The organism is Pedobacter agri PB92 (assembly GCF_000258495.1).
Taxonomy (GTDB): domain Bacteria; phylum Bacteroidota; class Bacteroidia; order Sphingobacteriales; family Sphingobacteriaceae; genus Pedobacter; species Pedobacter agri.
This window is the reverse complement of record NZ_AJLG01000114.1, coordinates 1-16,882: the sequence shown is the minus strand read 5'-3', so window position 1 is coordinate 16,882 and position 16,882 is coordinate 1. Positions and strand designations below refer to the sequence as shown.

Here is a 16,882-nt window from a genome sequence, read left to right as displayed (position 1 = left end):
TATGTTATTGGTAGATAAATTCTACGTGATCTAATTCAGCAAAAATGCCGGGCTGCAAATATCTTAAAATTTGATGTTATAATTTTGTTTTTCTTTATTTCAGCATCAGGTATTGTCAACAAATAAAAAGTTCATCTGTTTGTAAAAGCTAAATGAATTATCAATTGGGTGAAAATTATTATTTAAGTTTGATTTTTTAAAAGTAAATATGAAGTTCAGAATCCTCATTTTAGTGTTATCACTATTTGTTTCCCTACAGTTAAAAGCTCAACAACCTACGATATTGCCACAGTTCACCTTTTTTAAATTAGATGGTAAAGCATTTTCTAATAAAAATTTGGTTCCTGGTAAAAAAAATCTTTTTATCCTTTTTGATTGTACTTGTGAGCATTGTCAACGAGAAACCAAATTGCTGAATACCAACTACGCCCAGTTTAAGGATGTAAATATTTATATGATCACTCTGGATGAGGCTTATATCATTCCACAATTTTTTAATACTTATGCAAAAGGATTAAATACTAAGCCTAACGTTACAGTTTTGCAAGATAAAAATCAGCTTTTTATTCCTTCGTTTTTGCCGAAAATGTATCCGGCGATGTACCTGTATTCTCCTGCCGGGAAACTTTTGGTTTATAACGCTGGTGATGGTGGAATTAAAAAGCTAATGCCAGCTTTAAAAAAATAATTACCTGATAATTAAAACCGGTATATCTACTTTGTGCCTAACAGAATCTACTGTTGTACCAAAAATCAAATCTTTTAAGCCTTTGTGACCGTGAGCGCCCATTACCAACAGTTCAAGGTTGTTCTTGTTACTAATTTCTGCTATTGATTTTGCGGTACTTCCAAAGCCTATGAAAGGAGTAGAATCATAGCCCAGGTCTTCAAGATTTGTTCTGTATTTCTCCAGGTTTTCGCGATCGCTCTGCGTTTCATGATCCATTACGTCATTTCCGTGATAACGGGCGGCAGCAGTTTCGACCACATGGATTAAAAAATAATGTGCGTCTTTTCCTCCTTGAATTAAGGCATGGCGAATGGTGTTTCGGTCATTTTTAGAGAAATCAACAGCGATACCAATTTTCGAGTAGCTGATCTTCTCAATTTTCCCAATATCTAAAGCATTTCCATGTGGAACCATTTGACGTTCACGATTCTTTTTCTCAATCATAGGGTGAAAAAACACATACAGCAATAAGAAAACAATAAAAATTAACGCTGGAAAAACAATCACGTAAATCCACCAGGTATTGGCATCTTTTGCCCAGCCACTTATCTCTTCAATCACCAATTTTACATTTAATGCGACAATGGTAAAAGCACTTGCCCAGGCCAAAACCTTTACCCAGGTTTTAATGGCGAAGTCTTTCATCAGTTTTTTATCTGAATTGAAGTGAATTAGTGGAATCACGGCGAAGCCCAATTGCAAACTTAACACCACCTGACTCAACACCAACAAGCCCCCTAATGCATCATCGCCGTAATGAAGGATGGTGAAAAATGCAGGGATAATGGCCAGTAGGCGGGTAATTAATCTACGTAACCAAGGTTGTATTCTTAAATTGATATGCCCCTCCATAATGATTTGTCCTGCCAATGTGCCGGTAACGGTAGAACTTTGTCCGGCAGCAATTAGTGCGATAGCAAACAGGGCAGGAGCAACATCACCGAAAATATTAGAAAGTAGTTTATGGGCATCCTGAATTTCTGCAACTTCATGCAATCCATTTTTATAAAATGCTGCTGCTGCTAAAATCAAAATTGCTGCATTCACAAAGAAGGCGAGATTTAAGGCAACAGTGGTATCAATCAGGTTAAATTTTAAAGCTTCTTTAATTCCCTTGTTCGTACGCTCTATCTTTCTGGTTTGCACCAATGATGAATGCAGGTAGAGGTTATGGGGCATCACTGTTGCGCCAATAATTCCGATCGCAATATATAGGGCATCGCCACCTAAAACTGAAGGTTCGAAACCCTTAACAACCTCCTTTAGCGAAGGCTCAACAATAAACATTTCCACAAGAAAAGATAATCCGACGATGAAAACCATCGAAACGATAAAACCTTCCATCGCTCTCATGCCTTTATTCAGTAGGAAAAGAAGCAAAATGGTATCAAAAATGGTGATTGAAATGCCCCAAATTAATGGAAGGCCGAAAAGCAATTGTAAACCAATTGCCATACCGATGATTTCGGCTAAATCGCAGGCGATGATTGCCGTTTGCGCCAAGCCAAAAAGAGGGATGTTTGCCCAACGAGGGTAGGCGTGTTTAGAGGCCTGCGCTAAATCCAATCCTCTTACAATTCCCAATCTGGCGCTAAGTGATTGTAGTAACAGCGCTATCAAATTTGACATGAGTAGCACCCAAATCAACTGATAACCAAATTTACTGCCACCTGCTAAATCTGTTGCCCAGTTTCCCGGGTCCATGTAACCAACACTAATTAAGTACGCCGGTCCGATAAATGCCAAAATCCTTCTCCAGCCTTTTCGCTTATCGGTACTTACACTTTGATGTACTTCACTTAACGATTCAGTTTTTGCCATTACTGCTAATTAAAATGTGCTTTGCAACTTCTCTACTAATATTAATCTGTTTATCGGCTACTAGAATTTCTACTGAACCATCGAAATCCGTAACATCATTTATTTTAATTTGTTTGCCAAGGGTTAAACCTAATTTTTCTAAGAGTTTCAGAAAAGCAGAACTGTGTTGGCTTACTCCGGTTATCGTTCCCCCGTCGCCAACTTTTAGATCAATTAGTTTAGTAAAATGCGTTTTTGCAAATCGCCCGTTTTTATCCGGTATCGGATCGCCGTGGGGATCTGATTTAGGAAAGCCCAAAAACTCGTCTAATCTTTCAATCAATGTTTCTGATTTAATGTGTTCCAATTCTTCCGCAACATCATGAACTTCATCCCATTTAAAGTTGAGCTTATCTACCAAAAAAACTTCCCAAAGCCTATGTTTACGCACAATATCTATAGCGGCATTTTTTCCTTTTTCGGTCAGCGTTACGCCTTGATATTTTACGTAATCTACATAGCCTTTTTCTGCAAGCTTTTTAATCATATCTGTAACCGATGCAGGTTTGGTTTGCATTTGCTCCGCTATGGCGTTAGTTTGAACGTTGCTTGAACTTTCTGCCAAATGATAGATGATTTTAAGATAGTTTTCTTCGGTAAAACTTTGCATTTATATTTATCTAATTTTATTTTTAGGTAAATCTAAAAAAAAATCTTTAAAATATATTAGATAAATTTTGTTAAAATATAAAATATAATTTGGTTATGTTTGTGTTCTCAATACCTTTGAATTTATATGGCATCAGAATTAGATAAAATTGATTTTAAAATTTTAAGAATCTTACAAGAGAATGGTAGAATTACCAACTTGCTTTTATCACAAGAAATCGGCTTGTCGCCAGCGCCTACATTAGAACGCGTTCGTAAATTGGAGATGGCTGGTTACATTAAAAGTTACCATGCCCTGGTAGATGAAGAAAAATTGGGATTAGGAATTAAAACATTTATCCAAATTCAGTTAGATTTTCATAAAAACAATACCATTCAAATCTTTTTAGATGAGGTTAATCAGATTAAAGAGATTACTGAATGTCATCATGTAACTGGTCAGGCAGATTTTTTGCTTAAAGTTTATGTGAAAGATATAAAATCATATGAACGTTTAATTATGGAGAAAATAAGCAAAATTTCCGTGGTAAAAACTTTTCAAACGATGATGATTATGTCTACTACGAAAAAAGAGCCTATTGTGCCTTTGGAGTATTAATTGTTTTAACCACCTAAGAAACTATAGAACATCTTAGTCAGTTGTTATAATTGTACATAAATTCGCTAACAAAGGATTTTTTCCCATTCTGTACAATATTAGTACAGTTAAAATTTATTATCAATCCTTTGGGTGCCTTAAGCAGTTTCATGTAGGTTAATATCTGAGCTTCATGTATGGGATGTATTTTCTCAACTGATTTTATTTCTAAAATTAGACAGTTTTCAATATATAAATCTGCTCGTAACGCTGTATCGAGTAGTACATCTTTGTAAGTGAATAGGACGGGTAGTTCTGAAGAATAATGGATATTTTGTAGCTGCAGTTCTCGTATAAGACATTTGTGATATATACTTTCCAATAGACCTGGACCTAGATTTTTGTGCACCTCTATGCAGGCACCTGTAACTCTATACTCTAAATTATCAATAAAGGATTTGTTTTTCATAAAAATCATCTAAAATGCTATGTTATCGGGGATGATTTTTTGACATTTACTAAGATGTTCTAGGATGTCTTAGATGGTAAATTCAAGTGTAAGTTATTAATAATTCTTGAGATTTCACCTGCATTTTGATAAACCATAAAATGTGTTCCATTCTCAATAACAAAATCGGGCTTAGCTGATTTTGAGTATAAAATTCTATCATTTGTGCCATGAATGTGGTATAAATTATTTGGCCTAACACTATTTCTCCAGCTCAAAATACTAATGATAGCCCACTTTAAAAATCCAGAATCAGTATCAGCTATAATTTTGCTGAGTAACTGCTTTTCACTACTTGATTTTGTTCCAAAAAAGAAATTTTGGATAAGCCAATTTGATGATTTGATCAACCAGGAAGGAATTAATTTGACTAACTGAAGTTTACCAGCAAAGCGATAAAGCAAGGGTAAATCCTGGCTGTATATTGTACTAGATATGATAATGGTAGAACAAGGCTTTAAAAGTTTAGAGATTTCCACTGCAATCATTCCCCCGAAAGAAACACCTACAATTATAAAATCATGCGAAACATCCATTATAGAACTCAACCTTTTAGCGTAATTGCTTAGCGATTCATTTTTGATAGGGGCGATCCATTCGATGTTAATGACTTCCATTTGAGGATCAAGTTTCAATCTCGAAAATATCCTTTTGTCAGCGCCTAAGCCGCTAATAAAATAAGCTTTCATCTTAAGCTGGCAAATTCCAGTCGATAGGCGCAAGGTTATTCTGGATCAACAACTGATTAGCTTTGGAGAAATGTTTTGATCCAAAGAAACCATTGTATGCTGAAAATGGAGATGGGTGTGCAGCGGTTAATACATAATGCTTTTTCTGATCTATTAATGCCGCTTTTTGTTGTGCATACTTTCCCCATAGCAAGAATACCAGATGCTCCCTTTTTGTAGATAGGGCTTTAATAATTTCATCGGTGAAAACCTCCCACCCACGGTTTTGATGCGATGCTGCTTCTGAAGCACGAACAGTTAATGTAGCATTCAAAAGCAGCACACCTTGTTCAGCCCAATATGTTAGATGGCCATGGTTCGGCGTTATAAAACCTTCAATGTCTGTTTCCAATTCTTTATAAATGTTCTTTAAGGATGGAGGTACTGCTACACCACGCTGAACTGAAAAGGATAAGCCATGTGCCTGACCAGCACCATGATATGGATCTTGACCAAGAATAACAACTTTAACCTGATCAAAAGGTGTAGTATTTAGTGCATTAAAAATATCAGCGCCTTTCGGGTAAACCGTGGCGCCGTTCTGTTTCTCTTCCTGAAGAAAAGCCTTTAGGCTTTTCATATATTCTTTCTCGAATTCGTCTTCTAAAACGGCTAACCAACCTGGTTCTAATGCAGCTGACATAATTTATTGTATTATGGATATGGTTTATGTATTAGCTATTAACTGATGAGCGTAAAAAAATGTTTACGATTTCTTTTGGTAAATGGCTAAAAGGTCTCCCTCAAGCGTTGTTTTTGGATGTTCCACAATTCTGCCCAGTTCCTTTCCTTTTTTATCAAATACAATAAATGTGGGTACACGTTGAATGTTTAATCCATCAATAATACCATTTTCCGCTTTTTTTGCGCCATCTACTGCGATAATTTCAACATTCTTTTCCTTGAACTGAAGGTTATCTAAAACTTTGAAAAAGTTTGGAACATTCACTTTGCTATCGCCACACCAGGTTCCGAATACAATTTTAATTTTCTCTTTTTTGACCAGTTTTTTTAATTCGATCATTGTTGCAGCATCAGGAACGTAAGCTGCATAAAGTGGATCATACATTTCCTTAAATTCCGGAAAAGAAGTAATGCCCTCTCTGGTACAAACGTTAATGAGAACATCTTTATTTCTGGCTTGATCGTGGATTTTTTTATTTACTTCTTGTGCAGAAACATTCATGGCGATTGCGATTAAAGTAATTGATAAGAGGATTTTCATATTAATTAGATGAATTGTTTAAACTGTGAAATTTTTAATGAAATTATTATTTTAAAATCTAATTTCTGCCATTTAAAAACGATATTTGCAAAAAAAAAATAATTAGAATAAATTTTTATGCCAAATATTATCAGATTAATTGCGGGGTTTGCTTTACTGGGTGGCGCAGTTGCTTTATTTGTTTTCGGTTTCTGGCCTTGGGGAATTGTGGCCATCTTATTAGGGTTAATTGTGTTGGTTACTTATTTCTTTAATGAGAACATGCTTTTAGCACAATGGTTTCTTCGAAAAGATAATATGCCTAAAGCAAAAGCTTATTTAGATAGAATTACAAATTACGAGAAACAGTTAATTAAAGTGCAGCATGGCTATTATAATTTACTTGTGGGTTTAATAGAAAGTAGAACTGCACCTTTAAAATCAGAAAAATATTTTAAAACTGCACTGAACTTAGGGATGCAAATGGAACATAATGTTGCGCTTGCCAAATTAAGTTTAGCAGGTATTGCAATGGCAAAACGTAACAAACGTGAAGCAACTATGTATCTTGCTGAAGCTAAAAAGGCAGATAAAAATAAACTACTTGCCGATCAAATCAAACAAATGAAAGATCAGATGGGAATGATGGACAAGCAACAACAAGTTCGTTACAGATAGGATAAAATTAATAGAAACACCAAAAAGCCGGGAATAACCCGGCTTTTTTTATGAAGCGTATTTCGTAATTAAGTAATAATCTAAAATTTAATTTAGACGAGTCGAAATTTTTAGGTATTTTGGGGATTTACTGATCCTTTAAAATATTTATGGAATTATATTATTCATTCTCCGTTCTCATCGTACTTGCTTCTTTTTTTTCTTACCTCAACCTGCGATATTTAAAACTTCCTTCTACCATTGGAATCATGATTATTGCCATGTTAAGCTCCATCGTTTTGGTATTTACAGGCAGTTTATTTCCTAAAACTTTTGATCATTTTTCTACGCTGCTTCAAGATGTTGATTTCACTGAAGTATTGATGGGCGCTATGCTGAATTTTTTATTATTTGCGGGGGCCATTCATATCAACCTGGTTGATTTGAGAGAACAAAGGGCACCAGTAATTATATTCTCAACTGTAAGTGTGGTGATTTCAACTTTTGCGGTTGGTGCTTTGCTGTTTTACGTCACGCCGTTGTTTGGCTTTCAGATACCCTTTATCTACGCTTTGTTATTTGGTGCATTAATCTCGCCAACGGATCCTATTGCAGTAATGGGTGTTTTAAAGGATGCTAACGTTAAAAAATCGTTGGAAACCAAGGTTGCGGGCGAATCGCTGTTTAATGATGGTGTAGCGGTAGTAATTTTCGCTGTAATTCTTCGACTTGCTCAAGGCAGTGATATCGACTTAAGTTTTACCAATATTTCCTGGTTACTCATTAAAGAAGCGCTTGGCGGCTTCTTATTAGGAACACTTTTAGGTATAGGTGCCTCAAATGCCATGCGAAAAATTGATGATTATAAAGTTTCTGTTCTGATCACTTTATCGGTGGTAATGGGTGGATATTTAATTGCGCATTCCATTCATATTTCTGGTCCGCTAACCATGGTAGCGGCGGGGATAGTGATTGGAAATTATGGTAAACGTACGGCAATGTCGGCCGTAACTAAAGATTACTTAAATAAATTCTGGGAATTAATTGATGAAATTTTAAATGCAATACTATTTCTATTCATTGGTTTTGAGTTACTAATCATCCATAACATTACTGATTATTGGTTAATTGGAATCTGCTGCATTCTTATTGTACTTTTTTCCCGGTTCCTGTCGATTTATATTCCGGTAAGGCTAATTCCTTTTAAAAATAAGTTCAGTAGCGGCACTATAAAAGTTCTGGTTTGGGGAGGCTTACGTGGCGGTGTATCTATTGCGCTTGTATTATCAATGGATGAAGGCCCATACAAACCTTTACTGGTTGGAATTACTTATTTTGTTGTTGTATTCTCTATCATTGTTCAGGGCTTAACTGTTGGCAAGCTGGCTAAAAAAGTACTTTCTGTAGAAGAAGTTTAAAGATCGCTCTTAAATGATTCACAATATTTTTGATCGGCTTTTGCCTTATAAGCACAGGTTTACATGTTTAAACCTGATAGAACGGCTATACTTTTTGTTGCAATAACATTAATTGTTAAAGTTACGGACACAAAAAGATAATAATGATAGCAGGGCTGACTTTTAGATGAGCAGCAGGCTGCTTTTCAAAATATTAAAACCAAAATGGATTTGCTTTTGTAGTATTTAAAAAATCTACATTATGGCAACATCACAAGAAGGAAGTACTAACAATACTCAAGAAGAAGACAATATTAAAGATTTAGGTGGCAATGACGCCATTGAAAAACTGCGTGATTTAGCAGGGAAAGCAGAAAGTTGTTTTTTTTGCACTAATATTAAAACGGGAGTACCGTTATCCGTTCGGCCTATGGCTATTCAACAGGTTGATGATGAAGGTAATATTTGGTTTATGAGTATGAAAGATAGTCACAAAAATGATGAGATTTCTTCAGATCCATTTACGCATTTACTTTTCCAGGCGGGTGCACATTCGGGATTTGTAAATATTTATGGCATTTCGGAAATCAGCAGAGATCAGGCTAAAATTGATGAATTGTGGAGCCCTTTTATTAAAACCTGGTTTCAGGGTGGCAAGGAAGATCCAAACATTACCCTGATTAAAGTAATTCCATCCGAAGGTTATTATTGGGATACTAAAAATGGTACTGCCGTAGCTTTCCTTAAAATGGCAGCTTCTGTGATTACCGGAAAAACAATGGACGATTCTGTTGAGGGAACGTTGGATATTGATTAGTAAGTGAAAGTTTAGGGTTAAAAGTATCCATTCGTAACTTTTAACCTACTTATCTTCCAAACTGTCGTAACCTTCCAGTTCTTCTCTTTGAGATCTTTTGCTGAGGATATCATCTTCTTCAACTTGCGCTCTGGAGAAGAACAACGCTTCGGCCTGGATTCTTTTTATCAATTGGCGAACCAGGGTTAAATCAAATGCATCTTTACTTAATTTGATGCAGTATTCTCTTTCGTTAATTTCTAAACTTGAAGTATTCATAGGTAATTGTATTTATTTTCAATTACCGTAAATATACAAAAGGCTTGCTAAACAATTGTTGGCAAGCCTTTTAAGTTTATGTTATGTTTTTGTTAACCGATCTATTTATGCGACAGGAACAATCCATCATCTGTTTTAGACACTTTCAAAATTCCCTTTCCTGTTAGGGCTTTTAATGTGGTATCCCATTTTTTATTGCTCCAGTCTGTTAGTTTTGCTTTTACGTCTGTTAAAAGTAATTGTTCGCCTTCGGTTACCAACCCAAATAATTCTGTTTCTTCAGCCGTTAATTCAATTTTCTTTTTTTCCGGGCGCATCTGCGGGAAGAACAATACTTCCTGAATGGTGCTTTGATTAGTCATTAGCATCACAATTCTATCAATACCAAAGCCCAGGCCTGAAGTTGGAGGCATACCATATTCTAAAGCACGAACGAAATCATCGTCCATTGCCATAGCTTCTGCATCCCCACGGTCAGCTAATTTAAGCTGATCTTCAAAACGCTCTTTTTGATCGATTGGATCGTTCAGTTCTGAATATGCGTTACCAATCTCTTTACCATTTACAAATATTTCAAAACGTTCTACCAAACCTTCCGATGAACGGTGTTTTTTTGCCAATGGAGTCATTTCGATTGGATAATCTGTAATAAAAGTCGGCTGAATTAAATTCGCTTCAACTTTTTCACTGAAAATTTCATCTACTAATTTACCGCGACCCATCGTTGAGTCGGTTTCAATTCCTAAAGATTTGCAGGTTTCAATCAATTGCTCTTCGGTCAGTGCTGAAACATCAATTCCGGTGTATTTTTCAATTGAGCCATACATGGTTAATTTTTCGTATGGGCCTTCGAAATTAATTTCATTTTCTCCAACCTTAACTACAGCAGAACCGTTGGTTGCAATGGCTACTTTTTCTAAACATTCTTCCACCATTGCCATCATCCAGATATAATCTTTATAGGCTACATAAATCTCCATTGAAGTATATTCCGGATTATGTGTCCGGTCCATTCCTTCGTTACGGAACATTTTACCGAATTCATAAACACCATCGAAACCAGCAACAATTAATCTTTTTAAATACAATTCATTCGCTATACGCAAATAAAGAGGCATATCTAGGGTGTTATGATGCGTAGCAAACGGACGAGCGGCTGCACCACCGTGAATAGGTTGCAGGATAGGGGTTTCAACTTCCATCCAACCCTGGTTATCAAAGTAATTACGCATACTGTTAATTACTTTACTGCGTTTGATGAAGATTTGTTTGTAATCTGGGTTAACCGTTAAATCTACATATCGCATTCTGTAACGCAATTCCGGATTAGTAAACCCATCATATACATTTCCTTCATCATCACGTTTAACAATTGGAAGCGGACGAAGAGATTTTGCTAAAACTTTAAATTCAGTAACGTGAATAGAAATTTCACCGGTTTGGGTTGTGAAAACATAACCTTTAATGCCGATGAAATCACCAATATCTAAAAGTTTTTTAATACAGTATTATATAATGTTTTGTCGTCGCCTGGACAAAGCTCATCTCTTTTTAAATAAACCTGAATACGAGCAGTAGAATCCTGAATTTCAGCAAATGATGCAGCGCCCATGATATTTCTACCCATGATACGACCAGCTAAACTTACCGTTTTATAAGCCGTTTTATCCTTTTCATAGTTTTCTAAAATATCTGCAGCACTTACATTTACTTCATATGATTCTGCAGGATAAGGCTCAATGCCTAATTCGCGTAATTGTTTTAGCGACTCACGTCGTAATATTTCTTGTTCTGATAATCCTATACTCATTTCAGGTATTTTTTGCAAAAGTAAGAATTTTGCAAGAGGTTTAATAAAAGTATTTTGTACTCTTTAGCCGAGTAAGAGGATATGGTTAAGTAATATGTTTGATATTTAGGTAAAACTTTAAAAGCCGCTTATTTAAAGTGATAAAGAAAAACTACATTCCCTGTGTAAGCAGTTTTCGTTTGTCCTTTAATGTCAAGATTGGCTTCAATCACCACTTTTGTAATGCCTCTTAAATCAGAAATTGCAATTAATTTCGCTCGTAACTGAACCTCATCATCTACCAATACCGGTTTGTTAAATTTAAACTTCTCAATCCCATAATTTACTTCCATCTTAACATTTTGGATGTCGGCAATTTGTTTCCATAAATAGGGGATAAGCGATAAGGTTAGATAACCATGAGCTATGGTTGATCCGAAAGGGCCAGTAGATTTGGCTTTCTCCTGATCGCAATGAATCCATTGAAAGTCTAATGTGGCTTCTGCAAATTTGTCTATTTGCTCCTGATTGATTTTATGCCATTGAGAGGCACCAATTTCTTTGTCCAAATATGACTTGTACTCTTCAAAACTATTAATTATTACCATAAGCTTAATCCCAGCCTTGCTCCATTTATGAAGGCTACTTTATCGCCGAATTTTTATACCTGACTTAATTCTGACAGTTGGAAGGTAACTAAATTTTAAAGAATTTAAAGAAAATTTAACTTTTGAGCGGTTTTATTTATATTATTGAAAATGAAATCTAAATTGATACTCGTATGCCTATCAATTCTATCGCTTAATATTTACGCACAATCTGGTAATCGGAAAGAAATAGCTTCTTATATCAATACAATCCTTAATCAGGGTTTGAACATAAGGTTTACTAATATTGAAAACCGCTCCCCATTTAATTATATAAGATTTGTAGACCGGAAAGATCGCGTGATATTAGGCTTTTATGGATCAGATAATGCTAATGATACCCGTGGAGTACTCTATCAATTTAATCCTGCTGATATTTTATCTTTTGAAAAGGTTTCAGAGATTCGGTCAAATCCGATGGGTATAATTCGGTTAACTTTTCCCAGTAAATCTGTTAAGTATAGCTATTCCTGGAGAATAAAGAAAAGCCAGGATTGGTTTTTTATGTTAACAGAATGTGTTGAAATTCCATATTTATCAACTGATGAATCGCAATATGATCATTTAGTTCAGGCCTTTAAAAATCTTCAGATTGATTACGGAAATACTAAAAAGAAAAGATAGGCACAAGAAAATGATTTATGTAAGTATTTTCTGATTCTAATTAGGAACGACATTAAGATTCCGCCTCAACACCTTCTTCATACATTTCGTTAATCGCATCAGCATATTTCTTTTCTACGATTCTCCGCTTAACTTTCATGGTTGGCGTGATCTCTCCTTCATCAATGCTGAATGGATTACGTTTAATTTTAAAGTTTTTGATGCGCTCAAACTTGGCCAGTTCGTTAGAAATTCTTTTGATGTCTTGTTCTATCCAATCGATAATTTCCTGCTCACGGATAAAAGGGTCTGTATTTTCAAAAAAAGATGGTTTGAGTTTGAAAGTCTCTTCTAATGTTTCTCTGTTGGGAATAATGATTGCAGTGATAAATTCACGTTTATCGCCAATTAAAAATAGTTGATCTATTTTCGGACTTTTTAAGTAAATATTTTCTACCGGTGTTGGATACACATTTTTGCCGTAGGCATTCACAATCATGTTTTTTAAACGATCAGTGATTTGGAGGTTGCCTTTGTAAAAGCGGCCAATATCTCCGGTATGAAACCACATATCTTTGTCAATGGCTTCAGCAGTTTCAGTAGGTTTATTAAAATAACCTTTCATTACACAATGTCCGCGAACAATCACTTCACCTTCAGCGCATTCAAATTCCTCATTAAAAGTATCATGTGTTTGAACATTGATGATTTCTTTGCTTTCAACATCTTGTATTCCAACTTCGATTCCAGGGATAACGCGTCCAACTGTTCCGTAAACTTGCCTGTGGTATTCTGTAACCGACATTACCGGAGAGGTTTCCGTTAAACCAAAGCCTTCAAGGATTTTAATGCCTAAGTCGCCAAAAAACTCACCAACATTTTTAGGCAAAGCTGCTCCGCCGGAAATCATAAATTTTAAACGGCCACCGGTTTTCTCTTTAATTTTGCTGAACACCAGTTTTTCGGCAACGGCTTTTTTTATCCCTAAAATTAAGCCTGGGTTTTCACCTGCTTCTTTTGCAATACGATATTTATTTCCGGTTTCTAAAGCCCAGGTGAATATTTTGGCTTTAGTTCCGCCACCGGCAGTTCCCGATTTTATGGCTTTATCGTGAATGCGCTCTAACAATCGCGGTACGCAGCTCATCACTGTTGGACGAACTTCCCCCATATTCTTAGCCAATAATTCCAAACTTTGCGCAAATGCTATTTTACAGCCCTGTGCACAGCAAACATGGTAGGTTGCGGTACGCTCAAATACATGCGATAAAGGCAAGAACGATAAGAAAGTTTCGGTTTCATCTATTACGGGAATTTGTTGCAAACAAACTTCTACATTTTTTACAAAATTCCGGTGTGTAAGCATTACACCCTTCGGCGTACCCGTTGTGCCGGAAGTGTAAATTAACGATGATACATCATTTGGCTCAACCAAACTTCTGCATTGGTCTATTTCCGCCCGTTCAGCAGCAGTAACCTGATGCTTAAGTGCTAATATGTCAGCGAAGGCGATAATTTCAATATCTAAATCTGCAGGAACATTTACTTTTTCAAAATCTTTAAAAGCGGGGATGATATATTTCAGTTCTTTACAGCTTGATGCAACCTTAAGTACCTTTCTGTATAAAAAATTGTTTCCAACAAGAATTCCCTTTATACCTGAATCATTAATAATATATGCTACCTCTTGTTCTGATAAAGTGGGATATATGGAAACATTAATAACACCAATTTGCTGAATACCTTGATCATAATAAACATATTCGGGAGAATTTTCGATCATTAAACCTAACCGGTCGCCTTTTTTTTATTCCTTTTTCCAGAAAAAATGCCGAAACAGCATCTGCTCTTTTTAGCGTATCTTCAAATGAAATCTCTGCCCATTCTGAACCTTGTTTATGAATCAAAAAAGTTTCTTCAGGCTTATGAATGTTTTTTACAACATTTCTCAACAGGGTAGGGACGGTTGAAAATTCGTTAATTAGTGGCATTGCTTTTTATTTGGTGTTCGTTATAATTAACAATAATAATGCTTTTTGGTTTAAAAACGCAAATTGATGTGTGCTAGCTGATTTAAAAAATGTACTATCCACCATAGGTATTGGATAATTGATAGTCACTTTCATATCAAAACTTAGAAATTATTTAACGCTACTAAAACAGCATTTTTCCTAAAAGGAAAAAGCTCAAACAAAAAAAGACCCCGAAATCGGGGTCTTTGAAATATTTACAAAATAATTTTTAAACGGAGAAACTTTCACCGCAACCACAACTGCGACTGGCGTTTGGATTGATGAAGTTAAAACCTTTACCATTTAATCCATCCGTAAAATCCAACTCAGTTCCTGCCAAATACAGGAAAGATTTCATATCCAATGCGATTCTGATTCCTCTATCTTCAAAAAACTGATCGCCTTTTTGCTCTTCATTATCAAAGTCTAAGTTATAAGATAATCCAGAACAACCGCCACCTTTTACAGAAACACGTAAGAAGTAATCAGCACCCATCTCTGAATCCTGCATTAAATGAACGATTTTTTCTTTTGCTTTATCTGTTATAGTAATCATATTGATTTCCGATTTTAGATTTCCGATTTTAGATTTAAACGAATAGCAAATCGTAATTCGTTAATCTAAAATCTAATTCTGTTTAGTGATGCGATTTCTCTAATACAATTGCTTCTAAACCATTTTTAACGCGATAATCGTTAATGGCCGATTTAATTGCATCTTCTGCTAACACTGAGCAGTGAATTTTTACAGGAGGTAAAGCCAATTCTTCAACGATATCCATGTTATCGATAGATAAAGCCTCATCAATTGTTTTTCCTTTTAACCATTCTGTAGCTAAAGAAGAAGAAGCGATCGCTGAACCACAACCAAATGTTTTAAATTTAGCATCAGTAATTACATTATCTTCACTAACCTCAATTTGTAAACGCATTACGTCACCACACTCAGGTGCGCCAACTAATCCTGTGCCTACAAATTTACTGTCTTTATTTAATGTACCTACGTTACGTGGGTTATTGTAATGGTCAATTACTTTTTCTGAATATGCCATGATATTTTAGATTTTAGATTTACGATTTTAGATTGCCCCTTCACCGTAAATTATTAATTTTATATTTTTATTTGCTTGCAGATTTCAGAATCGTAACCCTTAAATCCACAATCGTAATTTAAACTAGTGTTCTGCCCACTCAATTTTACTCAAGTCAATTCCTTCTTTAAACATTTCCCAAAGTGGAGAAAGTTCTCTTAAATGATTAACTGCTTTTTGAGTAACCGCAATTGCCTGATCAATTTCTTCTTCAGTAGTAAATCTTCCTAAACCGTAACGGATAGAAGAGTGTGCTAAATCATCAGATAAACCTAAGCTTTTCAAAACATATGATGGTTCTAACGAAGCCGAGGTACACGCCGAACCTGAAGATACAGCTAAATCACTCATTGCCATCATTAAACCTTCTCCCTCAACATATTTGAAAGAGATATTTGCTACGTGTGGTAAACGGTGTTGTGTATTACCATTAACATAACTTTCTTCCATTTTGTTTAAAGTGGTCTCTAACTTATCACGTAAAGCTGATAAACGGATAGTTTCACTTTCCATCTCTAAACGGCAAAGTTCGCAAGCTTTACCTAAACCAACAATACCAGGAACGTTTAACGTACCAGAACGCATTCCACGCTCATGGCCACCGCCATCCATTTGTGAAGTTACTTTAACTCTTGGGTTTTTTCTACGAACGTAAAGTGCACCAACGCCTTTCGGACCATACATTTTGTGCGCTGAAAAAGCCATTAAGTCAATTCCATCTGCATTTACATCAACCGGAATTTTACCCACTGCCTGCGTTGCATCAGTCATAAATAAAGCGCCATGTTTATGTGCAATTGCCGAAATTTCTTTTACAGGTTGGATTACACCGATCTCGTTGTTACCATACATGATCGACACTAAAATCGTTTCAGGAGTCATTGCAGCTTCTAATTCAGCTAAGTCAATTAAACCATCTTCTTTAACGCCCAAATAAGTTACTCTTGCACCATTTTTTTCAAGGTGTTTACAAGTATCTAAAACTGCTTTATGTTCAGTAACCGCAGTAATGATGTGGTTACCTTTATCTTTATACATTTCGAACACACCTTTAATTGCCAGGTTATCGGCCTCAGTTGCGCCTGATGTAAAAATTACTTCTTTTTCAGTACAGCCGATTAATTTGGCTACCTGCTCACGAGCATAATCTACTCCCTCTTCAGCCACCCATCCAAAAGCGTGATTACGGCTTGCGGCATTTCCAAATTTTTCAGTAAAGTAAGGTAGCATCGCTTCCAACACTCTAGGGTCTAAAGGTGTTGTTGCGTTATTATCTAAATATATCGGCTGTTTCATCTCTATTCTGTTAATTATGATCACAAAGATACAAAAAAAGTTTTCTAACAATTATAATTAATAGCTATGAGGTTATAGAGAAAACACGCATTTTTACAT

The 16,882-nt window shown here is 35.6% G+C and carries 18 protein-coding genes and 1 pseudogene; 6 read left to right on the top strand and 13 right to left on the bottom strand.

Annotated features, from left to right (window positions below; genetic code table 11):
- The first annotated feature begins 208 nt into the window (after window positions 1-208).
- A complete protein-coding gene (locus tag ON09_RS15990) occupies window positions 209-688 on the top strand; it encodes a TlpA family protein disulfide reductase (protein ID WP_010602069.1) in 480 nt (159 codons plus the stop codon).
- Here ON09_RS15990 and ON09_RS15985 read toward each other — a convergent pair whose 3' ends face one another.
- Window positions 689-2,551, bottom strand: coding sequence for an Nramp family divalent metal transporter (locus ON09_RS15985; RefSeq protein WP_010602068.1), 1,863 nt, complete (start codon window positions 2,549-2,551; stop codon window positions 689-691).
- Window positions 2,538-3,200 (bottom strand): metal-dependent transcriptional regulator, encoded by a 663-nt coding sequence (locus ON09_RS15980; RefSeq protein ID WP_010602067.1) that lies wholly within the window; start codon window positions 3,198-3,200, stop codon window positions 2,538-2,540. The genes ON09_RS15985 and ON09_RS15980 overlap by 14 nt, the downstream gene beginning before the upstream one ends.
- Window positions 3,201-3,326: 126 nt before the next feature.
- Here ON09_RS15980 and ON09_RS15975 point away from each other — a divergent pair, with 126 nt between their 5' ends.
- Entirely contained in the window at window positions 3,327-3,797 is a 471-nt protein-coding gene (locus ON09_RS15975) for an Lrp/AsnC family transcriptional regulator (protein WP_010602066.1), read from the top strand.
- Window positions 3,798-3,834: 37 nt separating this feature from the next.
- Here ON09_RS15975 and ON09_RS15970 read toward each other — a convergent pair whose 3' ends face one another.
- The 4 genes from ON09_RS15970 to ON09_RS15955 form a co-directional block, all read right to left on the bottom strand.
- Complete coding sequence (locus ON09_RS15970; RefSeq protein WP_039842607.1) at window positions 3,835-4,245, bottom strand: GxxExxY protein; 411 nt, start codon at window positions 4,243-4,245, stop codon at window positions 3,835-3,837.
- 59 nt (window positions 4,246-4,304) lie between these two features.
- Window positions 4,305-4,973, bottom strand: a complete 669-nt coding sequence (locus ON09_RS15965) for an alpha/beta fold hydrolase (protein WP_010602064.1) — start codon at window positions 4,971-4,973, stop codon at window positions 4,305-4,307.
- Between the two features lies 1 nt (window position 4,974).
- On the bottom strand, window positions 4,975-5,655 hold the full coding sequence (gene ung, locus ON09_RS15960) for a uracil-DNA glycosylase (RefSeq protein WP_010602063.1): 681 nt from the start codon (window positions 5,653-5,655) through the stop codon (window positions 4,975-4,977).
- Between the two features lie 63 nt (window positions 5,656-5,718).
- On the bottom strand, window positions 5,719-6,237 hold the full coding sequence (locus ON09_RS15955; RefSeq protein ID WP_010602062.1) for a TlpA family protein disulfide reductase: 519 nt from the start codon (window positions 6,235-6,237) through the stop codon (window positions 5,719-5,721).
- Window positions 6,238-6,354: 117 nt separating this feature from the next.
- Between ON09_RS15955 and ON09_RS15950 the strand changes: the two genes are divergently transcribed.
- From ON09_RS15950 to ON09_RS15940, 3 genes are all read left to right on the top strand, one after another.
- Window positions 6,355-6,894, top strand: a complete 540-nt coding sequence (locus ON09_RS15950; protein WP_010602061.1) for a YgaP family membrane protein — start codon at window positions 6,355-6,357, stop codon at window positions 6,892-6,894.
- Window positions 6,895-7,043: 149 nt separating this feature from the next.
- Window positions 7,044-8,291 (top strand): cation:proton antiporter, encoded by a 1,248-nt coding sequence (locus ON09_RS15945; protein WP_010602060.1) that lies wholly within the window; start codon window positions 7,044-7,046, stop codon window positions 8,289-8,291.
- 241 nt (window positions 8,292-8,532) lie between these two features.
- A complete protein-coding gene (locus tag ON09_RS15940; RefSeq protein WP_010602059.1) occupies window positions 8,533-9,087 on the top strand; it encodes a pyridoxamine 5'-phosphate oxidase family protein in 555 nt (184 codons plus the stop codon).
- 45 nt (window positions 9,088-9,132) lie between these two features.
- Here ON09_RS15940 and ON09_RS15935 read toward each other — a convergent pair whose 3' ends face one another.
- The 3 genes and pseudogenes from ON09_RS15935 to ON09_RS15925 form a co-directional block, all read right to left on the bottom strand.
- The gene (locus ON09_RS15935; protein ID WP_010602058.1) at window positions 9,133-9,345 is read right to left on the bottom strand and encodes a hypothetical protein; all 213 of its coding nucleotides are present in this window, start codon (window positions 9,343-9,345) and stop codon (window positions 9,133-9,135) included.
- 269 nt (window positions 9,346-9,614) lie between these two features.
- Window positions 9,615-11,155: pseudogene (gene lysS / locus ON09_RS15930) on the bottom strand (lysine--tRNA ligase); the annotation flags it as partial.
- A 128-nt stretch (window positions 11,156-11,283) separates the two neighbouring features.
- On the bottom strand, window positions 11,284-11,742 hold the full coding sequence (locus tag ON09_RS15925; protein WP_010602057.1) for a MaoC family dehydratase: 459 nt from the start codon (window positions 11,740-11,742) through the stop codon (window positions 11,284-11,286).
- 150 nt (window positions 11,743-11,892) lie between these two features.
- Between ON09_RS15925 and ON09_RS15920 the strand changes: the two genes are divergently transcribed.
- Window positions 11,893-12,405 carry a hypothetical protein gene (locus ON09_RS15920; protein ID WP_010602056.1) on the top strand — a complete coding sequence of 171 codons (513 nt, stop codon included), beginning with the start codon at window positions 11,893-11,895 and terminating at the stop codon, window positions 12,403-12,405.
- Between the two features lie 52 nt (window positions 12,406-12,457).
- Here ON09_RS15920 and ON09_RS15915 read toward each other — a convergent pair whose 3' ends face one another.
- The 4 genes from ON09_RS15915 to ON09_RS15900 form a co-directional block, all read right to left on the bottom strand.
- A complete protein-coding gene (locus tag ON09_RS15915; protein WP_316927812.1) occupies window positions 12,458-14,167 on the bottom strand; it encodes an AMP-dependent synthetase/ligase in 1,710 nt (569 codons plus the stop codon).
- A 458-nt stretch (window positions 14,168-14,625) separates the two neighbouring features.
- Window positions 14,626-14,952: a HesB/IscA family protein gene (locus ON09_RS15910; RefSeq protein ID WP_010602055.1), complete on the bottom strand. Its 327-nt coding sequence runs from the start codon at window positions 14,950-14,952 to the stop codon at window positions 14,626-14,628.
- 82 nt (window positions 14,953-15,034) lie between these two features.
- Window positions 15,035-15,448, bottom strand: coding sequence for a Fe-S cluster assembly scaffold IscU (iscU, locus tag ON09_RS15905; protein ID WP_010602054.1), 414 nt, complete (start codon window positions 15,446-15,448; stop codon window positions 15,035-15,037).
- 123 nt (window positions 15,449-15,571) lie between these two features.
- A complete protein-coding gene (locus ON09_RS15900; protein ID WP_010602053.1) occupies window positions 15,572-16,783 on the bottom strand; it encodes an IscS subfamily cysteine desulfurase in 1,212 nt (403 codons plus the stop codon).
- Between the last annotated feature and the right edge of the window lie 99 nt (window positions 16,784-16,882).